Below are 20,548 nucleotides of genomic sequence, written 5' to 3' on the forward strand. Positions count from 1 at the left end.
GACTGACGCATTGGACCTTGAGGTATGATGAAAGTATTAATGGTTGAGGACGATCAGGCAATTCTGGATCTCGTCGCACATTTTATCGGTATCGCAAGTCACCACAACGTCAACGCAGCCCCTTCGGCAATAGCGGCACGTAAGGCCTCGCTTAGTCAGAAGGTTTTTAGGTCGCGTCCTCATTCTGGCGAGCCAAGTCAATGCTTGTGCGAAAAATACAAACGCGCGGACATATAAGTGCGTTTTCTTGCGTAGCGGGCTCGATACTGTTCTTCGCTCCAACGCCGTCTGGCACTTTGTCACGCGGACAAAATTACGCTGACCTAGAACTTCTTCGTGATCGCCGTAGGCGTCTTGAAGCTGCTGCCAACAGATTGTTATGATGGCAGCGCATGGTTCTGGACGGGGGTGACGCCTGATCGTTTCGCTGATACCGTCGCGGCGTTACACAAAGAGGGCGAATCCTCCATGTGGCTGCTTTGTTTGACTCTTGCGCTCGTTCTTCTAAACGCCGCGCAGGCGGTGGCGGATTGACGGGTCGCGCTCCTGATCGGAAACGCCAGCTATACCAACCACGATTTCGCCCTCGCCAATCCTGGCAACGACGTGCGCGCCCTTGACGACGCCCTCCGCCGCCTCAACTCCGAGGTCCGCTCAGCTATCGACCTATCGCGCAAAAAATGATGGCCTCGCTCGACGGGCTCAGCGAGACCGCCCGTGACGCCGACATCGCCATGGTCTTCTTCGCCGGACACTCTATCCAGGTCGGGTCCGAAAACTATGCCATCGGCGTCGACTTGGCCGAGCTCTCCGCCCCAGTCGTCGCGCGGTCCAGCATTACAATGACCGAGATCTGCGCCGCGCTTGAAGAGGCCGATAGTGGTCAACTTTCAGGAATGAAGATCTACAACCGCGCGCGTCTGCGGGGCCATCTGAACAACCTGCAAACCCTCCTGACAAAACTGAACCCCACATGATCCGCCGAAGCGCCATCGTTTCCATCGCCATCACCCTCGGCCAACTGGTCGCGGGGCAGCGGTCTGGCTGGACAGACGATCAGGAGTTGGTGCTCGATGCGTTGCGCCGCTCAACGACCCGCCTTAATTACGCGACCGATCAGGAATTGGCGGATTACCTGACCGCCTTGTCGCCCGAGCAGATGCACGGGGTCACCTCGAACGTGAAGGGCATCTTTCACGAGTATCTGGTCGCGCGGGCCGAGAACCTCGACGGCGATCAAAAGACCGCCACGCTGATCGAGCCCACCAATCACCCGGGCGCGGAGCCTCGGCAGAGGCCGACTGGTGGCGCACGCCTTTTCGAGGGCAAAGGGGACCATCGCGCGTCAGAGCAGCACGGCGGCAGGCGGGACATCAGGACGTTAGGGCAGAACCCAAGAGCGGGGCCTGCTCGCTTTGTGTATGATTTATTGTCGCAAACAGGCCTCAGGTCTCGCCTTTCGCGCACATCCTGATAAAGTTGACCTTGTTAGTCGCACTTTCCAAGGCCACATACCGCAAATGATCACCCACAAGACAAAATATGCTCTCAAGTCGCTCATGGTTCTGGCCGATGAAAAGGCGGACACAGGCGACGCGTTGAGGATTGAGGAAATCGCAGAGCGTTCCGGTGCGCCCAAGCGATTCCTGGAGCATATCCTGCTTGATCTCAAGCGTGCGGGGCTGATCGGGAGCAGGCGCGGGCGCAATGGTGGTTATGAGTTGATCAAGGAACCGCGCCGCATCTCGATCGCAGAGGTGCTGCGCCTTATTGACGGCCCTATGGCACCGCTGCCGTGCCTCTCGCGCCGCGCCTATCGACGGTGCGAAGACTGCAAGGATGAGCAAACCTGCCGCGTGCGGGCCGTCTTTGGCGGGTTTTATGCAACTTATATCCTGATGATCGAGTCCCTGACGCTTGCCGATTTACAACAGGATGCCGACCCTTTGGCGCGCTTTTCTGACGCTGCCCGCGCCGCCGGAGAATAGGATTCTCTAATCACGATAAAAATGGGCGTGATTTTTCCTTTACAATACTCGACTAACTCTGTCGTTATTAACGTGTCAGACGGCGCCAGCCCGGAACCGCCCCATAGTGAGTGGTTGCATGTTCCCCGGCCCGCCCGTCTGACACGAGATTTGAACACGGGGTTGAGCAAAGGAGACACCCATGTATCGCACGATCCAGCAGGGCGCTTATGCGCAGGCGCAGGGCAAATTCATCCGGAGCCTCGGCGATGGTCGCATCGAGATCGAGGCAGGCACCAAGCGGCTTGTCGGGCGGGCAGTTGAAGCCCGGCGCGTGGTGGCCGATATCGGAGCACGGCTTATGGGCCAGCACAGTCTGCGCAATGGGCTTGTGGCGACGGTCGCCGCATTTGGTCTCTTGCTTAGCCCGGTCGGGACGGGCGCGGCCAAGGCGCAGGACGGCGTCAATATCCTCAATGTTTCTTACGATCCGACCCGCGAATTTTACCGCGAATACAACGAGCTTTTCAACACTTGGTGGACCGCGCAGGGCAATGCGCCCGTGACCATCCAGCAATCGCACGGTGGTGCTGGCGCACAGGCGCGCGCGGTGATCGACGGGCTCGAGGCGCAGGTGGTGACGCTGGCGCTGTCCGCGGATATCGACAAGATTGCGGAAAGCACCGGAAAAATCCCCGCCGATTGGCAATCGCGGTTGGAGCACAATTCCTCGCCTTATACGTCAACCATCGTGTTTCTGGTGCGCGACGGCAACCCCAAGGGCATCGAAGACTGGGATGACCTGATCGGCGAGGACGTGGCGGTTGTCACCCCCAACCCAAAGACTTCGGGTGGCGCGCGCTGGAACTTCCTCGCCGCATGGGGCTATGCCGAACAGAACGGACTCGATCCGGCTGAATTCGTCGGCAAGCTCTACAAGAACGTGCCTGTGCTCGATACGGGCGCGCGCGGATCGACCACCACGTTCACGCAACGCGGCATTGGCGACGTGCTGTTGGCCTGGGAGAATGAGGCCTTCCTCGCCCTCAAGGAACTGGGTGAAGATGCGTTCGACATCGTGGTGCCCTCGGTATCGATCCTGGCCGAGCCACCGGTGACGCTGGTCGATGGCAACATCACCTCGGAGGAACAGCGCAAGGCCGCAGAGGCGTATTTGCAGCATCTCTATAGCCCCGAGGCGCAGGCGCTGGCGCTGAAACATTTCTACCGCGCTTGGGACACCTCGGCCGCAGCCCCCGAAGACGCCGCGCGCTTTCCCGAAGTTAATCTTGTCAGCATCACCGATTTCGGCGGCTGGCCCAAGGTGCAGCCCGAGTATTTCGGCGAAGGCGGCGTGTTCGACCAGATCTACGAGGAATAAGCCATGAGGGCGAGCATCTTGCGCTCGCCCTCACCCCTTCCGGGGTTTGGGCTGAGCTTTGGGATCATGATGGCGGTTTTGTCCATCGTGGTCCTTCTTCCCATCGGGGCACTTCTTGGTCGGGGCCTGATGATCGGCCCCGCCGATCTTTGGGATATGGTCAATTCCCGGCGCATATGGTCGGCTTTGGCGCTGTCGTTTCGCGCGGCGCTGATCGCTTCACTCTTCAACCTCGTGTTCGGAATCATGCTGGCTTGGGTGCTGGTGCGCTATCGGTTCTGGGGGCGCAAGCTGGTGGATGCCGCCGTTGACCTGCCCTTTGCCCTGCCGACGGCGGTGGCGGGGATCGCGCTCACGGCGCTCTATGCGCCCAATGGCGTCTTTGGTCAGGCGCTTGCCCCCCTCGGTATCAAGGTCGCCTATACCGAACTGGGCATCTGGATGGCGCTCATCTTTATCGGGCTGCCCTTCGTCGTGCGCACGGTGCAGCCGGTGATCGAAGAGCTTGACCGCGAGGTCGAGGAGGTCAGCGCAACCTTGGGCGCGCGCCGGACCTACACGCTCCGCCGGGTGGTCCTGCCAACGCTGGCCCCTGCGGCCCTGACCGGATTTGCGCTCGCGCTGGCACGGTCGGTGGGCGAATACGGGTCGGTCATCTTCATCGCGGGCAATATCCCCAACCTGACCGAGATCGCGCCCCTGCTGATCGTGATCCGGCTTGAGGAATACAATTACGACGCCGCCGCCGCCATCGGCATCGCCATGCTGCTGATCTCCTTCGCGATGCTGCTGGCAATCAACCTCATACAAATCTGGAGCAGACGGAGGATCGGACTTGTCTGATATCACATTCATCCGGGCGGAATCCGTCACAACCGAACCGCGCCTCGCGCGCGGCCTGCTCATCGGCGTGACCATGGCACTTATCGCGGTGCTGCTCTTTGCGCCGCTGATTGCCGTCTTTGCCGAGGCGTTGCGGCAGGGCTGGGCGGCGTCGTGGGAGGCGCTGGCCTCACCCGACGCGCGGTCGGCCATCCGCCTCACGCTGATCGTGGCGGCCATTGCCGTGCCCTTGAACGCAGTCTTCGGTATCGCCGCCGCCTGGGCGATCACCAAGTTCGACTTTCGCGGCAAGGCCTTTCTGATCACGCTGATCGACTTGCCCTTTTCGGTCTCGCCGGTGGTGGCCGGTCTGGCGCTGGTGCTGCTCTTCGGGGTCAATTCATCGCTCGGGGCTTGGCTGGTGGCCAATGACCTCAAGATCGTCTTTGCCTTTCCCGGCATTGTTCTGGCCACGATGTTCGTGACCTTTCCGTTCGTCGCGCGCGAGCTCATCCCGGTGATGATCGAACAGGGCCGGGCCGAGGAAGAGGCGGCATTGACGCTCGGGGCAACTGGTTGGCGCGCCTTCTTTACCGTGACGCTGCCCAATATCCGCTGGGCGCTGCTCTACGGCGTGCTGCTCTGCAACGCCCGCGCCATGGGCGAGTTTGGTGCGGTTGCGGTCATCTCGGGCAAGATCCGGGGTGAGACCACGACCATGCCGATCATGATCGAGATGCTCTATAACGAATATCTCTCGGTGGCGGCCTTCTCGCTGGCTGCCGTGCTGGCGTTGCTGGCGCTCGTCACGCTCACCCTCAAATCGCTTCTCGAATGGCGTCACGCGGATGTTCTGGCCGCGACGCGCCGTCACTGAAAGGGAAACCCATGCATATCGAAATCGAAGAACTGGCCAAGGAATTCGGCACTGAACGGGCGCTGCATCCGGTCTCGCTCTCTATTCCATCGGGCGCGCTGATTGCTCTGCTCGGGCCGTCCGGCTCGGGCAAGACCACGCTCCTGCGCATTCTGGGTGGGTTGGAATTCCCGACCTCCGGGCGCGTGCTTTTTGACGGGTCCGACGCCACCGGCCTCACGGTGCAGGAACGGCGCGCGGGGTTTGTGTTCCAGCATTACGCGCTCTTCAAACATATGACGGTGTTTGAAAACATCGCTTACGGCCTGCGTGCCCGCAAACGCCGTGAGCGCCCGACTGACGCCGAGATTGGGCGCCGGGTCAATCGCCTGCTCGACCTCATCCAACTGCCCGATATCGGCGCGCGCTACCCCAGCCAGCTCTCGGGCGGGCAGCGGCAGCGCGTGGCGCTGGCGCGTGCGCTGGCGATAGAGCCCCGGATGCTCTTGTTGGACGAGCCGTTCGGTGCGCTCGACGCCAAGGTGCGCAAGGAATTGCGGCAGGGCCTGCGCGAGATTCACGACACCACGGGTCTCACCACGATCTTCGTCACCCACGATCAGGAAGAGGCAATGGAACTGGCCGATCTCGTCGTGGTCATGTCGATGGGCCGGATCGAACAAGTCGGCAAACCCTCCGATATCCGTGCGCGTCCCGCCAATGATTTCGTGCGTGACTTTACGGCGGCCTGACGGAGGTTTGCGACTATGGATCTGACGTCATCAACGCCGTCCCTCTGGCTTCGCATCGCGCTCCACGTGACGACTTTCGCGCCGGGTTCAGCAGCAAGAGGTGTGACGATACCGGTGAGCTGGAGTCTTCGCTTTGCCTCCCCGAAATGGGCATGCGTTTGGCACAACCATTTGGACGAGTTGTCTCGACTGCGGGCGATCGTGATGCCGGAACCCTGGGTTGGCCGAGACTGGCGCTATTGGAACGCTCTTCTGATGCATCAAATGCATCGTCTGGGTTTGACTTCGCGCGATGCAGAGGTGGCAGAGTTAATCAATGCGGATAGCATTCTGTCGGGTCAAATTTCCTCGTTCCGAAAAAACCTTCATCTGGGAACTGAATCATGAGCAAACCTGACCTGGACCGGATCGACCGTAAGATCCTGCATGAGTTGATGCGCGACGCGACTATCCCGGTCGCACAACTGGCCGAGAGGGTAGGGTTGTCACAAACCCCCTGCTGGAAGCGGGTGCAAAAGCTCGAAACAGCGGGCATCATCATGGGCCGCGTGGCTATTGTTGATCCCGCGCAAATCGGCCTTGGCCTTCGGGTCTTTGTCGAGATCGAGGCCCCCGACCACTCCCGCGAATGGCGCGCCGAATTTCGTGCCGTCATCGCGGAATTCCCTCAAATCGTCGAGGTGCATCGCATGGCGGGCGATGTCGATTACCTGCTCAAGGTTGCTGTGGCCGATATGGCCACCTTTGATGACTTCTACCTGCAACTCACCCGCCGCCTGCCGTGCCGCAACGTGACCTCCAAATTCTCGATGGAGGTGATTCGGGACACCACCGTCTGGCCCATCGACACGGTCACAGCCTGACCCCAAGAGAGACTCACATTCTAAAAGCGTGCTGTAATTTGGAACCCTAAATCACGACAAAGATGATAGTGTATATGGGAAAGGAGATCACCCATGATCAGAACCCTTCTTCTTCCCGGCCTCGACGGCTCTCCCGCGCCCCATTGGCAACATTGGTGGGAACGCATGGACCCGACCGCGCGCATCGTCGAGCAGAAATGCTGGGAGAGGCCGCGCTCGGATCAATGGCTGACCGAGATCGCAGGTGCGCTGCTCTTGCATCCCGGTGCGGTTCTGGTTGGTCATTCCCTTGGCGCGGTGGCGGCGGTGCAGCTCTTGGCGCGCTGGCCACAACTCAAAGTCGGTGGCGCGCTTCTGGTCGCCCCAGCCGAGACATCGCGAGATCCGCGCACGGCACCTTTTGGCAAAATCCCCGAAGTGCCGCTGCATGTGCCCACAATCGTCGCCGCAAGCCGGAATGACCCTTGGATGAGCCAGCCGCGTGCCCGCTGGTTGGCGAAACGCTGGGGAGCGGAATTTGTCGATATGGGCGAGGCGGGGCATGTCAACGTGGCCTCCGGCTTTGGCCCATGGCCTGAAGGGCGCGCGCTCCGAGATCTGATCTGGTCTTTGCCTGCCCTGCCGGGTCGCGCAACCGCCAGTTACCAAGACCACCGGAACAAGAAGGAAGTGAACGCATGACACCGATCCTGAACCGCATCCGCAAGGCCGTTCCGATGACCGTCTTTGTCGTGTCCTACACCGCGCTGATGGCCATCGTGATCCTGAGTTGATCCCCCAGACTGAGGAGACCCCCATGTTCTACTGCGCCCACGATCCCGGCTTTGCCGCATTCCTGTCGCCCGAATACGGCGTCCAGGACTCCGATCCCTTGCCCTCGCGCGCTGAAGTGTGCCTGGCGCTGTTCTGCCTCGCCTTCTGCGCCATACTGTTGGCGTCTGTGTGATGGACGGCTCATTCCCCCGCTCCGCCCACCATGTGCTGATCATCGGTGGCGGAGCGAGCGGGGCGCTGATGGCGACGCATCTGTTGCACAACGCCCCCGAGACCCGTGTCACCATCGTGGAAAAGCGCGGCATCTTCGGCTGCGGCATCGCCTATGCGACCGACAACCCCGAGCATCTGCTCAATACCCGCGTCCACAACATGAGCGCCTTTCCCGATGACCCGGATCATTTTCTGCGCTGGTTGCGCACGAGGGACGTGGATTGCGGCGCGACGGACCAGTGCTTTGTCAGCCGCGCCACCTATGGCCGCTATCTCGAAAGCCTTGTGTCGCCTTGGCGCGATGACCGTCTGCGCTGCGTCTCGGGCGAGGTGCTGCGTCTTGAGCCAACGGCAAAGGGTGTGAGCGCGCATCTGGATGACGGGACCGCCGTTCTGGCCGATACCGCGATCCTCGCCACCGGCCATGCGGTGCCCACCGCGCCGCGCGACGGTTTGCGCGGCGCTTGGGATTTCACCCCGCCCGAGGATCTTGATGCAAAGGTGGTGATCGTCGGCACCGGCCTGTCGATGGTCGATCACGTGGTGGCGCTGCTGGCGCGCGGTCATCGTGGGCCCATCACCTGCCTATCGCGTCGTGGCCTCTTGCCGCAACCGCATGTGAGCGGCGCAGCATTGCCCCTTGGACGCGGTGAGGTGCCGCTCTGCGCATCGGTGAGCGCGCTTTTGCGCTGGCTGCGCAGGCGTGTGCGCGCCGCCGAGGCGCAGGGCATCCCCTGGCAGCTTGTGCTCGATGGGTTGCGCCCGCATGTCGCCGCGATCTGGCGGTCCTGGGATACCGAAACACGCGCCCGCTTTCTGCGCCACTGCGCCAGCCGTTGGGAGGTGCACCGCCACCGGATGCCGCCGCAATCGGCGCAGACCATCGAGGCCGCGCGCGCGGCCGGGCAATTGACCCTCCTGCGCGCGCGTTTTGTCGGGGCGGTGCCCATGGGCAAACAGATCGGGATTGTCACCAAAGGGCCTGATGGAACCGAGCGGATGCTGGTTGCCGATCACGCGATTGATTGCCGTGGCCTCCGGCGCAACCCTGAGACGGACAGCGCCCCGGTGATCCAAGATATGCTGGCTCGCGGCATCGCGCGGCTTGATCCGCTGCGTCTTGGGCTGGATACCACCCTTGATGCCCAGGTTATCGCTCGTGGTGGCGTTGCTGCACGCCGGGTCTTTGCCATCGGTCCCTGCGCGCGCGGTGCCCTGTGGGAAACCACTGCGATTCCCGACATCCGTCTGCAATGCGCCGAGCTTGCCCGCGCGCTGAGCGGTCAACCTGACAGTGCTCTCCTGCGGAGCTGACGTTCTCTTTGCACCCTGCGGGCGACAACTCCTCTCTCTTTTCATCAACATCTTTGGAATGGAGGGGAGGATGCAAACTTAATATACATAAAGACGATAGATATAATCGTGAAAGGAAGCGCCATGACAGATATCATCGGCTTTGCCGGCAGCCACAGCCAGCCATCGCGCACACGCGCACTCGTCACAGCGGCGGTGCAGGATGCGGCCCGCCAGACCGGATTGGGCCATGCAGTTTTCGATCTGGGTGATCTAGGGTCCTCGCTCGGCGGGGCCGGATCGCTCGCGGATCTCGCCCCCGAGGCGCGGGCGCATGTCGACGGGCTTCTGGCCGCACGCGCCATTGTTGTCGGCAGCCCGGTCTACAAGGGCAGCTATACCGGCCTCTTCAAACACCTCTTCGACCTGATCGAGCCCGAGGCCCTGCGCGGCAAGCCGGTGCTCTTGACCGCTACCGGCGGCGGCGACCGGCACGCGCTGGTGATCGAGCATCAACTGCGCCCGCTGTTTGGGTTCTTCGAGGCCGCGAGCGTGCCGACGGGCGTTTATGCCGGGTCCGTCGATATTGACGGCGACGGGCGGCTCTCGGACCCGCTTCGCGCCCGGCTCGACACGGCTGTTGCGCAACTGACCGCTACGCTTACCCCGCGCAAGCTGGAGGCCGCGGCCTAACTCCCTTTCCCCAATCGCTGCGCCATCCCAACCGCCCGACCATGCAGGCCGGGCCATGGCGGAGCCTTGACCAAACCAGGGAGACAACCATGACCAGACAAATCAAACTCGGAGCCTTCCTGCCCGGTGGCGGCCAGCATGTCGCCGCCTGGCGCCACCCGCAGGCGCGTGCAGACGGGGCGACCAGCCTTGCGTATCACATCGAACTGGCAAAGACCGCCGAACGTGGGTTGTTCGATGCCTATTTCCTCGCCGATGGGCTAGCCACGAACGGGGCCGGGCGCGAGGGCGGCAGCGCCAAGATCGCAGGCTTAGAGCCGCTGACGCTCTTTGCTGCGCTTGCCACGCAGACGACGCATCTGGGATTTATCGCCACCAACACCACGACCTATGAAGAGCCCTATACGGTCGCGCGCAAATTCGCCTCGCTCGATCTGATTTCGAACGGGCGCGCGGGCTGGAACGTTGTCACCACCGCGACTGGTGAGGCGGCGCAGAATTTCAATCTGGACCAACAGATTTCCCATGCGGACCGCTACGACCGCGCGCGCGAGCATGTCGATGTGGTGAAAAAACTCTGGGACAGTTTCGAGGAAGACGTGTTCATCCGAGACAAGGAAAGCGGCGCGTTCTACGACCCCGATCGGTTGCACGACGCCAACCATGTGGGCAAGCATTTCCGCGTCAAAGGGGCGCTCAATGTCTCGCGCAGTCCGCAGGGGCATCCGGTGGTGGTGCAGGCCGGACAATCCGAGGCTGGGCGTGATTTGGCCGCCGAAAGCGCCGAGGTGATCTTTACCGCCCATCAGAAGATCGAGACCGCGCAGGAATTCTATCGCGATATCAAGGCGCGCGCGGCGGGCAAGGGGCGCGATCCCGATCACGTGCTGATCATGCCGGGTGTCGCCCCCTTCGTGGGCCGCTCGACCGAGGAAGCGCGCGAGAAATACGAGCGGCTGACCGATCTCATCGTCGAGGCCGACGGGCTGGCATTGTTGGGCGGGTTGGCCGGTGGCACGCTCGATCTCAAGGGGCTTGATCTTGACGGTCCGCTGCCCTCTGCGCCCGAGACCGAAGGCATGAAATCGCGGCAGGCCCTCATCCGGCAGATCGCCGACGAGAACGGCTTTACCATCCGCCAGCTCTATCAATGGATCGCCACGGCGCGCGGCCATCTCACGCTGGTCGGGACGCCCACTGAGATCGTGGATACGCTGCAAGAGTGGTTCGAGAACGAGGCCGCCGATGGCTTCAACATCCTGCCGCCCTTGCTGCCGGGCGGTTTGGACGATTTCATCAATCTCGTGACACCGGAATTGCAGCGTCGGGGCCTCTTCCGCACCGCCTATGAGGGGCGCACCCTGCGCGAAAACCTCGGTCTGCCCTATCCGATCAATCGCCACACTGCCTTGCGCAGTGCCGCGCAGGCGGCTGAGTGAAGGAGGTTTCGATGACCTATCAAATTTCAGATCAGAGCGTCCGGTCCCCTGAGGGGCCGGATATTTGGTCCACGCTTGCGCGGATCACGCGTCGGGCGCGCGGATTGCTCTCCGATTACGGGCTTCTTGCGGCCTTCTTCGTGGGCTGGCACGTCGCAAGCGTTACGGGCGTGCTCAATCCGGCGGTGTTCCCGCCGCTCGACCGGGTCGGGCAGGCGCTCTGGAATGGCATCGCCTCGGGACGGTTGGTGGGTGATATCGGCGTCTCGCTGCAACGCGCGGGCATCGCCTTTTTCGCGGCCGTCGCGCTCGGCATCCCGCTTGGCCTTTTCATGGGGCAAATCCGCGCCGTCGAGCGCGCGCTCGACCCGATCTTGCAGCTTTTCCGACAGACCTCGGCCTTGGCGCTTTATCCCGTGTTCATCCTGCTTCTGGGTCTGGGTGAGGCATCGAAGGTCTTTGTCATCTTCTGGGCGACGCTGTTCCCAATCCTGCTGGCGACCATCGGTGGGGTCAAGGAAGTGGACCCTAAACTGATCGAAATGGCCCGCACCTTTGGCGCGACGCGGCTGACCACCTTTCGCCGGGTTGTGCTGCCGGCCTCGGTGCCCGCGATCTTTGTCGGGCTGCGCCTCTCGGCCACGACCGCCCTGTTGCTGCTCATTGCCGCCGAGATGATCGGGGCGAACAAGGGCCTCGGGTTTCAGGTGATGAACGCACAATACAATTTCCAGATCCCGCTGATGTTCGCTGCGATCTTCCTGCTGGCCGGGCTTGGCCTCGCGGCCAACTGGGTTCTGGTACTGCTGCAAAGGCGGCTTTGCCGCTGGAGCACGGCCAAACACTGAGTTCTCTCTCGTCAACCAAACATCCACAAACCAAAGGACAGAAAAATGACCTATCGCTTCAAATCCATCATCGCGGGCGTCGCCCTGTCGCTCTCGGCCGCCACGGCACAGGCCGAGGACGTGACCCTGCGCTACCTCTCCTATCATGGTGGCATCGCCGCGCATGAACTGGCCGCAGCGCTTGGCTATTTCGACGGCACCGGCGTCACATTCGAGGGCGTGGGCTATGCCGGGGGCGGGCCCGAGTCGCTCTTTGCTCTGGCTGCGGGCAGCGTCGATATCGGCTCGGCGGCCACCTCTGCGGTGATCAATTCCATCGCCAGCGGCAATGATTTCATCGCTGCCTATCCCACCAACGGGATCAACGATGACGCACAGTCGGTCTTTCACGTGCTCGAAGACAGCCCGATCAAATCCATCGAGGATATCGCGGGCAAGACCATTGCGGTGAACACGCTTGGCGCACATCTCGACTACACGATCCGCGAGGCGCTGCATCAGCAGGGTCTGCCGCAGAACGCCGCCAATCTGGTGGTGGTGCCGGGGCCACAACTTGAGCAGGTGCTGCGTTCGAAACAGGTGGACATCGCCGCCTTCGGCTATTGGCAGACCACGTTCGAGGGCGCGGCGCGCGCAGGTGGCGGGTTGCGCAAGGTGTTCGACGACACGGATGTTCTGGGCGAGATCGCGGGCGGCTTTACCGTGCTGCGCCGTGACTGGGTCGAGGCACATCCCGACGCCGCGCGCGACTTTGTCGAGAAATCCGCGCTTGCGCTCGATTACGCCCGCGAGAACCCCGAAGAAACCCGCGAGATCATCGCCAAACTGCTTGAAGCACGCGGAGAAAATCCGGAAGTGGCCAAGTTCTTTGCCGGTTTCGGCGTGCGCGAGGGTGGTCTTCCGGTCGCGCGTGACGTGCAGTTCTGGATCGACGTTCTGGTGCGCGAGGGCGCGCTGTCGGAAGGGCAGCTTGCCGCCGCCGACATCCTGCTGGTCACGGGCGATGCGCCCGTCACGAACTGAGGCTGACGCGATGCCACTGGTTCAAACCCAGACGAAAGGAGAGGTCACAATTCGTGACCTCTCCAAGAGCTTTCTCCTCGACGGCGAGACATTGACCGTCCTCAAGGGGATCAACCTCGACATTCGCGGTGGCGAGAGCCTTGCCATCGTGGGGGCCTCCGGCTCGGGCAAGACGACGCTCTTGCGCGTGTTGGCCGGGCTGGAAGAGCCGGATACAGGCGATGTGTTGATCGACGGCGCACCGGTTCACGGGCTGGGGCGCGAGCGGGCGGTAATCTTTCAAGAGCCCCGCCTGCTGCCCTGGCTCACCGTGCTTGATAACGTAACTTTCGGGCTTGAGGTGCAAGGTGTGCCCAAATCCGAAGCGGCCGAGCGGGCGCGTCGCTATATCCGCCTTGTCGGTCTGGCCGAGTTCGAGACCGCCTGGCCCCGACAGCTATCGGGGGGCATGGCGCAACGGGTAGGCATCGCCCGCGCCCTGACCGTGCAGCCCGAAATCCTGTTGCTCGACGAGCCGTTGGGCGCGCTCGACGCCATGACCAAGATGACCATGCAAGAAGAGCTGACCCGTATCTGGCACGAGGAAAAGGTGACGATGGTTCTGGTGACGCATGATCTCGAAGAAGCGATCTTTCTTGCTGACCGGGTGCTGGTGCTTCCGGGCACCAAGGGCGATGCCATCCGCCTCATTGACGTAGACTTGCCTCGCCCGCGTGACCGAAACGATACAGCTTTTGTCGGCTATCGCCGTCAGTTGATGGCCGAGTTCGGGCTGCATTGAACCGCGGGCTGGCCGAGCTGTGCTTGGCCGGCCTCAGCACTCATCAGGATCGCGTTCCGCCGTTTTGGTCTGTGTCCATGTTCTCGGTGGGAATTCTAGGCTCTGGGGCGTCGTCGTCCGAGGGCGACAATGTGAGGATGGCACTGGCCTGATCCGCTTTCAGCTCTTCCTCCGGGTTGAGAAACGCAAACTCGCCACGTTTCGACAGATATCCAAGGATGCTGGCCTCGGGGTTTTTATCACGCCACTCCTCCAGCCCGTAGCGCTCTTTGAACTGCACGCCGCGCACACGCCATCCCTTGGCGATGCGTTCAACCAGATCGGCATAGGTCGGTTTGCCGATCAGGGCCTGTCCGCCAAGCTGCGGCGGCAGGGCATGACGGCTCAGGGCATCTTTGGCGCGCTGCACCTGCCAGACCTGTGTCCGGCCCAATTCCTGTCCGAGGTCGGTGGCGACCAATGTGTTATAGGCATCGTTCTCCGACGCTGCGAGCAGGACCTCGTAGCCGATCAATTCGACATGATGCTCTGCTGCCTCCCCAAGAATGTCGCCGTGAAATACAGGTATATCCTCGTGCCGCGCGCGCAGGATGTTGCGATAATTGGGATCCGCGATCAGCGGGACAACATCAATTTTTTGCAACGCTTTCGCCAGTTCGACCGAAAACGGCGAACCGCCCACGATGAGCACACCCGGCCTGCCGCCCCCGCTCAACCCCAATAGGCGCGCGATCCCGCCGAGCGTAAAGCCGTGCAGGATGACCGTGCTGAGAACCAGCACAAAGGCCAGCGGTGCCAGCAACGCACCCTCTGCCACGCCCACCTCGACCAGCTTGTCCCCGAAGAGGCCGGAAACCGCGATCATGACAACGCCGCGCGGACCGGTAGAGGCAACCAGCAGCCGTTCGCGCCACGGTGTCGTCGTGCCCAGCATCGGCAGCAGCACCTGCAACGGCCGCACAACCGCGATCACGGCAATCACGAATACCGCCGCGCGCCAATCAAGCGCGGTCAGCGACGCAAAATCGAGACTGGCCGCCATCAGGATAAACACCCCCGACACCAAAAGCAGCGCGGCATGTTCCTTGAAGCGGTGCAATTCCGCATGCGAGGCCAGCTTGGCATTGGCCATGACCATCCCCATCAGGGTCACCGCCAAAAGACCGGACTCGTGGAGCAACGCATCGGTGACCGCAAAGACCGCAGTGACCAGCACGAACAGAACCGGCACCTTCATATATTCCGGTACAAGCCCGCGTTGGAACATGCGCGCCAGCCCGATCCCCGATAGAACGCCCACCGCGGCGGCAAATCCGATCCCGATGACGAGGGCCAGCACGGCCTCGCCCGCCGTCATCCCGCCCTCGACGACCAGCACGATTTCCAACGCCAGAACCGCGATCAGCACCCCGATGGGATCGTTGATGATCGCCTCCCATTGCAGCAATTGTGCGGGACGCCGCCGCAGACGCGCCTGCCGTAGCATTGGCGCGATGACCGTGGGGCCGGTCACGACCAGAACGCCACCGAAAACAGTTGCGGCCTGCCATGGTATGCCCATGGTCACCATCATGGCCACAGTGGCCAACAGCCAGCCCAGAGGCGCGCCGATATAGACCAATCGCCGCACCGAGCCCTGTTCCTCGCCCAGCCGCTCCAGTTCCAGCGTGAGGCCGCCTTCGAACAGGATAATGGCCACCGCGACGCCAATCAGCGGTCGGTAAATTTCGCCCAAATCGCGATCGGGAATAAACCAGCCCAGCAAGGGGCCGACCACCAAACCCGCCAGCAGCATCAGCACGATGGAGGGCAAGCGCAACCGCCACGCCAGCCATTGTGCCCCCACGCCCAACACGCCCACCAAGGCGATGGCTTGAACCGGCGACATCAGCGCCTCCGCGTGACCGACTGCCAAGTTTGCTCTCCCTTTGCCGTTGCAACGTCGCCTGTCAGGTCGAAACAATCATGCAGGGCGCAAAAGGTCCATGCCGCAATCTTCAGAACGGAAAGAAGATCGGGATGATGATCACGGCAACGACGGCAAATAGGATGTTGAGCGGCAGACCCACCTTGAGGAAGTCGGCGAATTTATAACCCCCCGCGCTGTAGACGAAGGTATTGGTCTGATACCCGATGGGGGTTGCAAAGCTGGCCGAGGCCGCGAACATCACCGCCATGATGAAGGGGCGCGGATCAAAGCCCAACTCGACGGCAAGTGCGATGACGATGGGGCCGATCAGCACCGCAACGGCGTTGTTCGATACCATCTCGGTCAGCGCGCTGGTCAGGACATAAACGGCGGCGAGGATTGCAAGGGGGCCGACCCCGCCTACGGCATGAACCACCGCCTCGACGATCACCCGCGCAGTGCCGGTGACTTCCATCCCCTGCGACAGGCCGAGCATCCCGAAGATCAGGAACAGGATGCGCCAGTCGATCGCATCGAACGCCTCTTCGGGATCGACGCAGCGGGTCATCATCACGACCACCGCCCCGATCACTGCAAGGCCCGCGATTGGCATGATGTCGAACGCCGCCAACCCCATCACGCCAAAGATCGTGGCAATCGCGATGGGTGCCTTTGACCGCCGTTGCGGGCGTTCGGTAGGGGTCGAAAGGTTGACGATGCCGCCATCCTCCATCATCCGTTGAAGCCCCTCGGGCGGACCCTCGAGCAACAACGTATCGGCGAATTGAAGTCGCAAGTCCTGCAACTCCTGACTGATGTTCTGCTCCTGCCGATGGACCGCCATGAGGTAAACGCCATATTTCCGGCGCAGCTTGAGATCTTTGATCGGCCGCCCGCGCAGATGCGAATTGGGGCCGACACTGGCCTCCATCGTGATGGTCTGATCGGCGGTCACCGGCTCGACATCGTGATCGTCGCGGTCGCGAAAGGCGATCTGTCCGTCCTCCTTCAGCCCCAGAATCTCGCCCGTGCCGGTCTTGAGCACCAACCGGTCGCCGACCTCGAGCACCAGCTCCTTCATCGTGCGCCGCATCGACACCTCGCCGCGGACCACATCCAGAATGCGCGTCTCGGCGGTGTTGAAGGGCAACTCCAAGAGCCGCTTGCCGACATATTTCGACCCGTTGGGGATCAAGAGCCGCGCGAGGAACCTCCGCTTGCCTTCCTGCCCCAAGAGCCCCGACAGGGACGCGCGGTCCGGCAAGAGATAGCGCCCTGCGAACATCATATAGAGCATGCCTGTCGTGGCAAAGATCAGGCCCGGCAGCGTCATCTCGAACATGGTGATCGCCGGCTGTCCGGTCTCCTGTGCGACACCGCTCATCAGGATATTGGTCGAGGTGCCAACCAGCGTCAGCGTGCCGCCGAAGATCGCCGAGAACGACAGCGGGATCAACAACCGCGATGGCGCAACGCCAACCGAGGCCGCGACAGAGATCATGATCGGCGTCAGCAGGATCACCACGGGCGTGTTGTTCATAAAGGCCGAAGCCCCCATCGTACCGGTCATCATCAAGAGCATGGCCCTCAGAAAAGACCCCCGCGCCTGTCGTTTCAGAAAATCACCGATGATCGTGAGCACGCCAGTGCGCTCCAGCGCCGCCGAGATGATGAACATCATCGCGATGGTGATCGGGGCCGAGGAACTGAAGACGGTCAGAAAATCCCTTGTCTCGATGATGCCCGTCGCCAAAAGCGCCGCCGAGGCCGCCAAGGCCGTGACCTCTGGTGGATAAATCTCCTTGAAGAAGCTCAGGAAAACCACCGCAACAAGCGCGAGGACAAATATCTGGTCAAGACTCATGGAGGGCTTTCTCAAAGGAGTTGGCGTTGTCCGGCATAAACGATTAAGGAAGCCATGATTTCAATCGAAAACTGCCTGCCGCTCGCCAGGTTTCGCGGCGTGTCGCTTCAGTCCTAAGGGTTCCACGCCATGCTGCGCAAACTCGGCACCGTTTCCGGCCTGACGCTGGGCAGCCGAATTCTCGGCTTCCTGCGCGATGTCGTGCTGGCCGCAACCCTTGGCGCCGGGCCGGTGGCAGACGCTTTCATGCTGGCCTTTCGCCTGCCCAACCATTTCCGCGCAATCCTGGCAGAGGGCGCCTTCAACGCGGCCTTTCTGCCGACATGGGCCGCCGCCGACGCCGCCGGACGCGACAGCACTCGGCTTGGGGCAGAGGTTCTGGGCTGGTTGACCCTCGCCAACATTGCGTTGCTGGCTTTTGCGCTCGGGGCAACAGGATGGATGTTGGCCGTGCTCGCCCCAGGCCTGAATCCCTCCGACGAGACTTGGCCGCTCGTCGTCACGCTCACGCGGATCACCTTTCCCTATCTGCTCTGCATGTCGCTGGTCGCCTTCCTCGCGGCCCTTCTGAATGGCCGTGACCGCTTCGCCGCCCCGGCGGCGGCCCCGATCCTGCTTAATCTCTTCATGATCGGCGCGCTCCTGATGGCTGCCTCGTTTCCGAGTGCCGCCCATGCCGCTGCCTGGGGCGTCATGGTATCAGGTGTGGCGCAGGTGGTGCTGTTGGTCCTAGCCACGACCCGCGCGGGCCTGCCGCTGCCGCGCCCCCGTCTGGGCCTCTCGCCCGATACGCGCCTTGTGTTCCGCCGCCTTGGACCTGCGATCCTGACCTCGGGCGCGCTTCAGGTGGCGATCTTCGCCGACACGATCATTGCGACCTTTCTGCCTACGGGTTCGCTCTCGCACCTCTATTATGCCGACCGCCTCTATCAGCTCCCCATCGGCCTCATCGGCGTAGCGCTCGGGACGGTCATCTTGCCCGACATCGGACGCCGTGCGGGTCTGGGTGATGCTGCAGGCATGCGGGCCGTGCTCGACCGCGCCCTCCTGATCTGTCTCGTGGTGGGTGTGCCGGTCGCGGTGATGATGGCGACGCTGGGCGATTGGGCGCTGCAAATTCTCTTCGTGCGCGGTGCGTTCGATCTTGGCGCCGCCAAGGCCGCAGCGGCGATCCTCGCGGCCTATGCCCTCGGGCTGGTTCCGGCACTGGCGCTGCGCTCGCTCGTCGCCGGATTCCACGGGCGCGGGGACACGCGAACGCCGCTCCGGCTTCTCGTTGCCGCCACCGTGGTCAACATCGGGCTCAAGATCCTCCTCGCCCCCGCGCTTGGGGCCGTAGGGCTTGCGCTTGCGACATCGGCGGGCCTCACGCTCTATGCGGCGCTTCTGTTTCGGGCAGGGCGGGCCCGAGGATTTCTCAAAGGGCCCTCTCCAAAGGCGGCAATGGTCGTCCTCGGCACCGGTGTCGTATTGGGCCTGATCATCCTTTGGTCCCGCGATGCAACCCTGCGCGCCATCGAGGCCGTGACGGGGGCAGGTTGGGCGTTGCCGATAGCATTTGTGGTCTTGGTGTTCGCCACTCTGATTGTCCAAGGCCTTTTAACCGTTCGGATTCTTGGGCGCGGCGCATTTGCAGGACAGGACCGACCGGGCGGCTAAGCGGCTTTGGAAGAAATGTCCTGATGCGGCATTGCGTCTATCGAGGTGGCTCTGCACTTTGCATGTCCTCCGCATCTCGAAGCGGAGATTTGCGTCGTTACCTTGCCTGGCCCCTCCTGATCAAGAAGATTAAGGCGCAACGCGTGATTAGTCGCGCAACCTCAAATTGCTCCGCGCCAATGCGCCGCCGAAGGGTTGGACCATGTCCAATTCCTGTCGCGCCTGGTCGAACTGGAACTCATCGACCGAGAGCGGCGGATGGTCGAGCGCCGTATCAAGGCCGCGAAGTTCCCGGCCACAAAGAGCTTGGACAGCTTCGACTTCAAGGCGATCCCCAAACTGAACAAGATGCAGGTGTTGGCACTGGCGCGCTGCGAGTGGATTGAACGGCGCGAGAACGTGATCACCCTTGGCCCCAGCGGAACCGGCAAGACACACATCGCCTTGGGCCTGGGCCTGGCGGCCTGCCAGAAGGGCATGTCCGTCAGCTTCACCACCGCTGCCGCGCTGGTCAACGAGTTGATGGAGGCCCGCGACGAACGCCGTCTGCTCCGCGTCCAAAAGCAGATGGCTGCCGTGAAGCTGCTGATCATCGACGAACTGGGCTTCGTGCCCCTGTCCAAGACCGGCGCCGAGTTGCTCTTTGAGATGATATCCCAGCGTTACGAGCGTGGGGCCACGCTGATCACCAACAATCTGCCCTTCGATGAATGGACCGAGACATTCGGCACCGAGCGGCTGACTGGCGCGCTTCTCGACCGGTTGACCCACTACGTCAACATCCTCGAGATGAACGGCGAAAGCTATCGCCTCGCGCAAAGTCGAGCGCGTAAGTCTGGCGACATCAACTGATCCAAACCAACCAGATTTGGCCCTGACGGGCCAAAGCGGCCAGTCACCCGCCGGCTATATGAAGAGCGCGGCTGACTGGCCGCCGCCCAATATGCGCGCCCCGCAGAAACCCAAAGTTGCCCAGTTTTACGCCGCCCCGTGGCCCAATTTTACTCCGGCGTTGACATCTCGAACGCGTTAAGATCGAGAGGGAAGCGGCAAAGACAGTTGAGGTACCACTACCAGACAATCTGCCAGACCTTTATCGGGCTTATTTCGATGATTTGGTGGCTACCTTGAACGACGACGGCATCGTCAGTCGTGCATCAGATTTGCTGCACGACTTGATTGATCGCGTGGTGGTGTCATTCGGTGATCAAGATAAACAGTTCGATTTGTTGCTTGAAGGCAACATCGTCGGGATGTTTTCAGGTGCGAACCCACCCGAGGGTGGCTCATATGCGCGTATGCAAAGTTCGCTAAAGTTGGTTGCGGGAGTAGGATTTGAACCTACGACCTTCAGGTTATGAGCCTGACGAGCTACCGGGCTGCTCCATCCCGCGACAGTGTTTTGCCTGTT

22 protein-coding genes, 1 tRNA gene and 1 pseudogene are annotated in these 20,548 nt (G+C 62.0%); 21 read left to right on the forward strand and 3 right to left on the reverse strand.

Going from position 1 to position 20,548, the window contains the following annotated elements:
* Positions 1–354: 354 nt before the first annotated feature.
* The 19 genes from ACSSVY_RS21195 (at position 355) to ACSSVY_RS21285 (ending at position 13,705) form a co-directional block, all read left to right on the forward strand.
* Positions 355–534, forward strand: a complete 180-nt coding sequence (locus tag ACSSVY_RS21195) for a hypothetical protein (RefSeq protein WP_454271901.1) — start codon at positions 355–357, stop codon at positions 532–534.
* Between the two features lie 12 nt (positions 535–546).
* Positions 547–684, forward strand: coding sequence for a hypothetical protein (locus ACSSVY_RS21200; RefSeq protein WP_454271933.1), 138 nt, complete (start codon positions 547–549; stop codon positions 682–684).
* Positions 681–977: a hypothetical protein gene (locus ACSSVY_RS21205; RefSeq protein WP_454271902.1), complete on the forward strand. Its 297-nt coding sequence runs from the start codon at positions 681–683 to the stop codon at positions 975–977. Before ACSSVY_RS21200 ends, ACSSVY_RS21205 begins: the two co-directional genes overlap by 4 nt.
* The gene (locus ACSSVY_RS21210) at positions 974–1,474 is read left to right on the forward strand and encodes a hypothetical protein (protein ID WP_454271904.1); all 501 of its coding nucleotides are present in this window, start codon (positions 974–976) and stop codon (positions 1,472–1,474) included. The genes ACSSVY_RS21205 and ACSSVY_RS21210 overlap by 4 nt, the downstream gene beginning before the upstream one ends.
* 46 nt (positions 1,475–1,520) lie before the next feature.
* Positions 1,521–1,988 (forward strand): RrF2 family transcriptional regulator, encoded by a 468-nt coding sequence (locus ACSSVY_RS21215; RefSeq protein ID WP_454271905.1) that lies wholly within the window; start codon positions 1,521–1,523, stop codon positions 1,986–1,988.
* A 181-nt stretch (positions 1,989–2,169) separates the two neighbouring features.
* Positions 2,170–3,348 (forward strand): sulfate ABC transporter substrate-binding protein, encoded by a 1,179-nt coding sequence (locus ACSSVY_RS21220; RefSeq protein WP_454271907.1) that lies wholly within the window; start codon positions 2,170–2,172, stop codon positions 3,346–3,348.
* Positions 3,349–3,351: 3 nt separating this feature from the next.
* Positions 3,352–4,191: a sulfate ABC transporter permease subunit CysT gene (gene cysT / locus ACSSVY_RS21225; protein WP_454271909.1), complete on the forward strand. Its 840-nt coding sequence runs from the start codon at positions 3,352–3,354 to the stop codon at positions 4,189–4,191.
* Positions 4,184–5,047 (forward strand): sulfate ABC transporter permease subunit CysW, encoded by an 864-nt coding sequence (cysW, locus tag ACSSVY_RS21230; RefSeq protein WP_454271911.1) that lies wholly within the window; start codon positions 4,184–4,186, stop codon positions 5,045–5,047. Before cysT ends, cysW begins: the two co-directional genes overlap by 8 nt.
* An 11-nt stretch (positions 5,048–5,058) precedes the next feature.
* A complete protein-coding gene (locus ACSSVY_RS21235; protein ID WP_454271913.1) occupies positions 5,059–5,778 on the forward strand; it encodes a sulfate/molybdate ABC transporter ATP-binding protein in 720 nt (239 codons plus the stop codon).
* Between the two features lie 15 nt (positions 5,779–5,793).
* On the forward strand, positions 5,794–6,165 hold the full coding sequence (locus ACSSVY_RS21240) for a hypothetical protein (RefSeq protein WP_454271914.1): 372 nt from the start codon (positions 5,794–5,796) through the stop codon (positions 6,163–6,165).
* Complete coding sequence (locus ACSSVY_RS21245; RefSeq protein ID WP_454271916.1) at positions 6,162–6,641, forward strand: Lrp/AsnC family transcriptional regulator; 480 nt, start codon at positions 6,162–6,164, stop codon at positions 6,639–6,641. Before ACSSVY_RS21240 ends, ACSSVY_RS21245 begins: the two co-directional genes overlap by 4 nt.
* A gap of 93 nt (positions 6,642–6,734) precedes the next feature.
* Complete coding sequence (locus tag ACSSVY_RS21250; RefSeq protein WP_454271918.1) at positions 6,735–7,322, forward strand: RBBP9/YdeN family alpha/beta hydrolase; 588 nt, start codon at positions 6,735–6,737, stop codon at positions 7,320–7,322.
* Between the two features lie 115 nt (positions 7,323–7,437).
* Positions 7,438–7,587 carry a hypothetical protein gene (locus ACSSVY_RS21255; RefSeq protein WP_296631490.1) on the forward strand — a complete coding sequence of 50 codons (150 nt, stop codon included), beginning with the start codon at positions 7,438–7,440 and terminating at the stop codon, positions 7,585–7,587.
* The gene (locus ACSSVY_RS21260; RefSeq protein ID WP_454271919.1) at positions 7,587–8,942 is read left to right on the forward strand and encodes an FAD/NAD(P)-binding protein; all 1,356 of its coding nucleotides are present in this window, start codon (positions 7,587–7,589) and stop codon (positions 8,940–8,942) included. Before ACSSVY_RS21255 ends, ACSSVY_RS21260 begins: the two co-directional genes overlap by 1 nt.
* 123 nt (positions 8,943–9,065) lie before the next feature.
* Positions 9,066–9,614, forward strand: coding sequence for an FMN reductase (msuE, locus tag ACSSVY_RS21265; protein ID WP_454271921.1), 549 nt, complete (start codon positions 9,066–9,068; stop codon positions 9,612–9,614).
* Between the two features lie 89 nt (positions 9,615–9,703).
* Positions 9,704–11,053 (forward strand): LLM class flavin-dependent oxidoreductase, encoded by a 1,350-nt coding sequence (locus ACSSVY_RS21270; RefSeq protein ID WP_454271922.1) that lies wholly within the window; start codon positions 9,704–9,706, stop codon positions 11,051–11,053.
* Between the two features lie 11 nt (positions 11,054–11,064).
* Positions 11,065–11,901, forward strand: a complete 837-nt coding sequence (locus tag ACSSVY_RS21275) for an ABC transporter permease (protein WP_454271923.1) — start codon at positions 11,065–11,067, stop codon at positions 11,899–11,901.
* A gap of 45 nt (positions 11,902–11,946) precedes the next feature.
* The gene (locus ACSSVY_RS21280) at positions 11,947–12,924 is read left to right on the forward strand and encodes an ABC transporter substrate-binding protein (RefSeq protein ID WP_454271925.1); all 978 of its coding nucleotides are present in this window, start codon (positions 11,947–11,949) and stop codon (positions 12,922–12,924) included.
* Positions 12,925–12,934: 10 nt separating this feature from the next.
* Entirely contained in the window at positions 12,935–13,705 is a 771-nt protein-coding gene (locus ACSSVY_RS21285) for an ABC transporter ATP-binding protein (RefSeq protein ID WP_454271926.1), read from the forward strand.
* Positions 13,706–13,748: 43 nt separating this feature from the next.
* Here the strand turns inward: ACSSVY_RS21285 and ACSSVY_RS21290 are convergent, their stop codons facing one another.
* Both ACSSVY_RS21290 and ACSSVY_RS21295 read right to left on the reverse strand, forming a co-directional pair.
* Positions 13,749–15,593, reverse strand: a complete 1,845-nt coding sequence (locus ACSSVY_RS21290; protein ID WP_454271928.1) for a cation:proton antiporter — start codon at positions 15,591–15,593, stop codon at positions 13,749–13,751.
* 109 nt (positions 15,594–15,702) lie between these two features.
* Positions 15,703–17,478 carry an SLC13 family permease gene (locus tag ACSSVY_RS21295; protein WP_454271930.1) on the reverse strand — a complete coding sequence of 592 codons (1,776 nt, stop codon included), beginning with the start codon at positions 17,476–17,478 and terminating at the stop codon, positions 15,703–15,705.
* Positions 17,479–17,607: 129 nt separating this feature from the next.
* Here ACSSVY_RS21295 and murJ point away from each other — a divergent pair, with 129 nt between their 5' ends.
* Positions 17,608–19,137 (forward strand): murein biosynthesis integral membrane protein MurJ, encoded by a 1,530-nt coding sequence (gene murJ / locus ACSSVY_RS21300; protein WP_454271932.1) that lies wholly within the window; start codon positions 17,608–17,610, stop codon positions 19,135–19,137.
* Between the two features lie 174 nt (positions 19,138–19,311).
* Positions 19,312–19,989 (forward strand): annotated as a pseudogene (gene istB, locus ACSSVY_RS21305) (IS21-like element helper ATPase IstB); the annotation flags it as partial.
* 465 nt (positions 19,990–20,454) lie between these two features.
* Here the strand turns inward: istB and ACSSVY_RS21310 are convergent.
* Positions 20,455–20,531: transfer RNA gene (locus tag ACSSVY_RS21310), tRNA-Met, on the reverse strand.
* Between the last annotated feature and the right edge of the window lie 17 nt (positions 20,532–20,548).

Source organism: Roseovarius sp. MBR-51 (genome assembly GCF_053628575.1).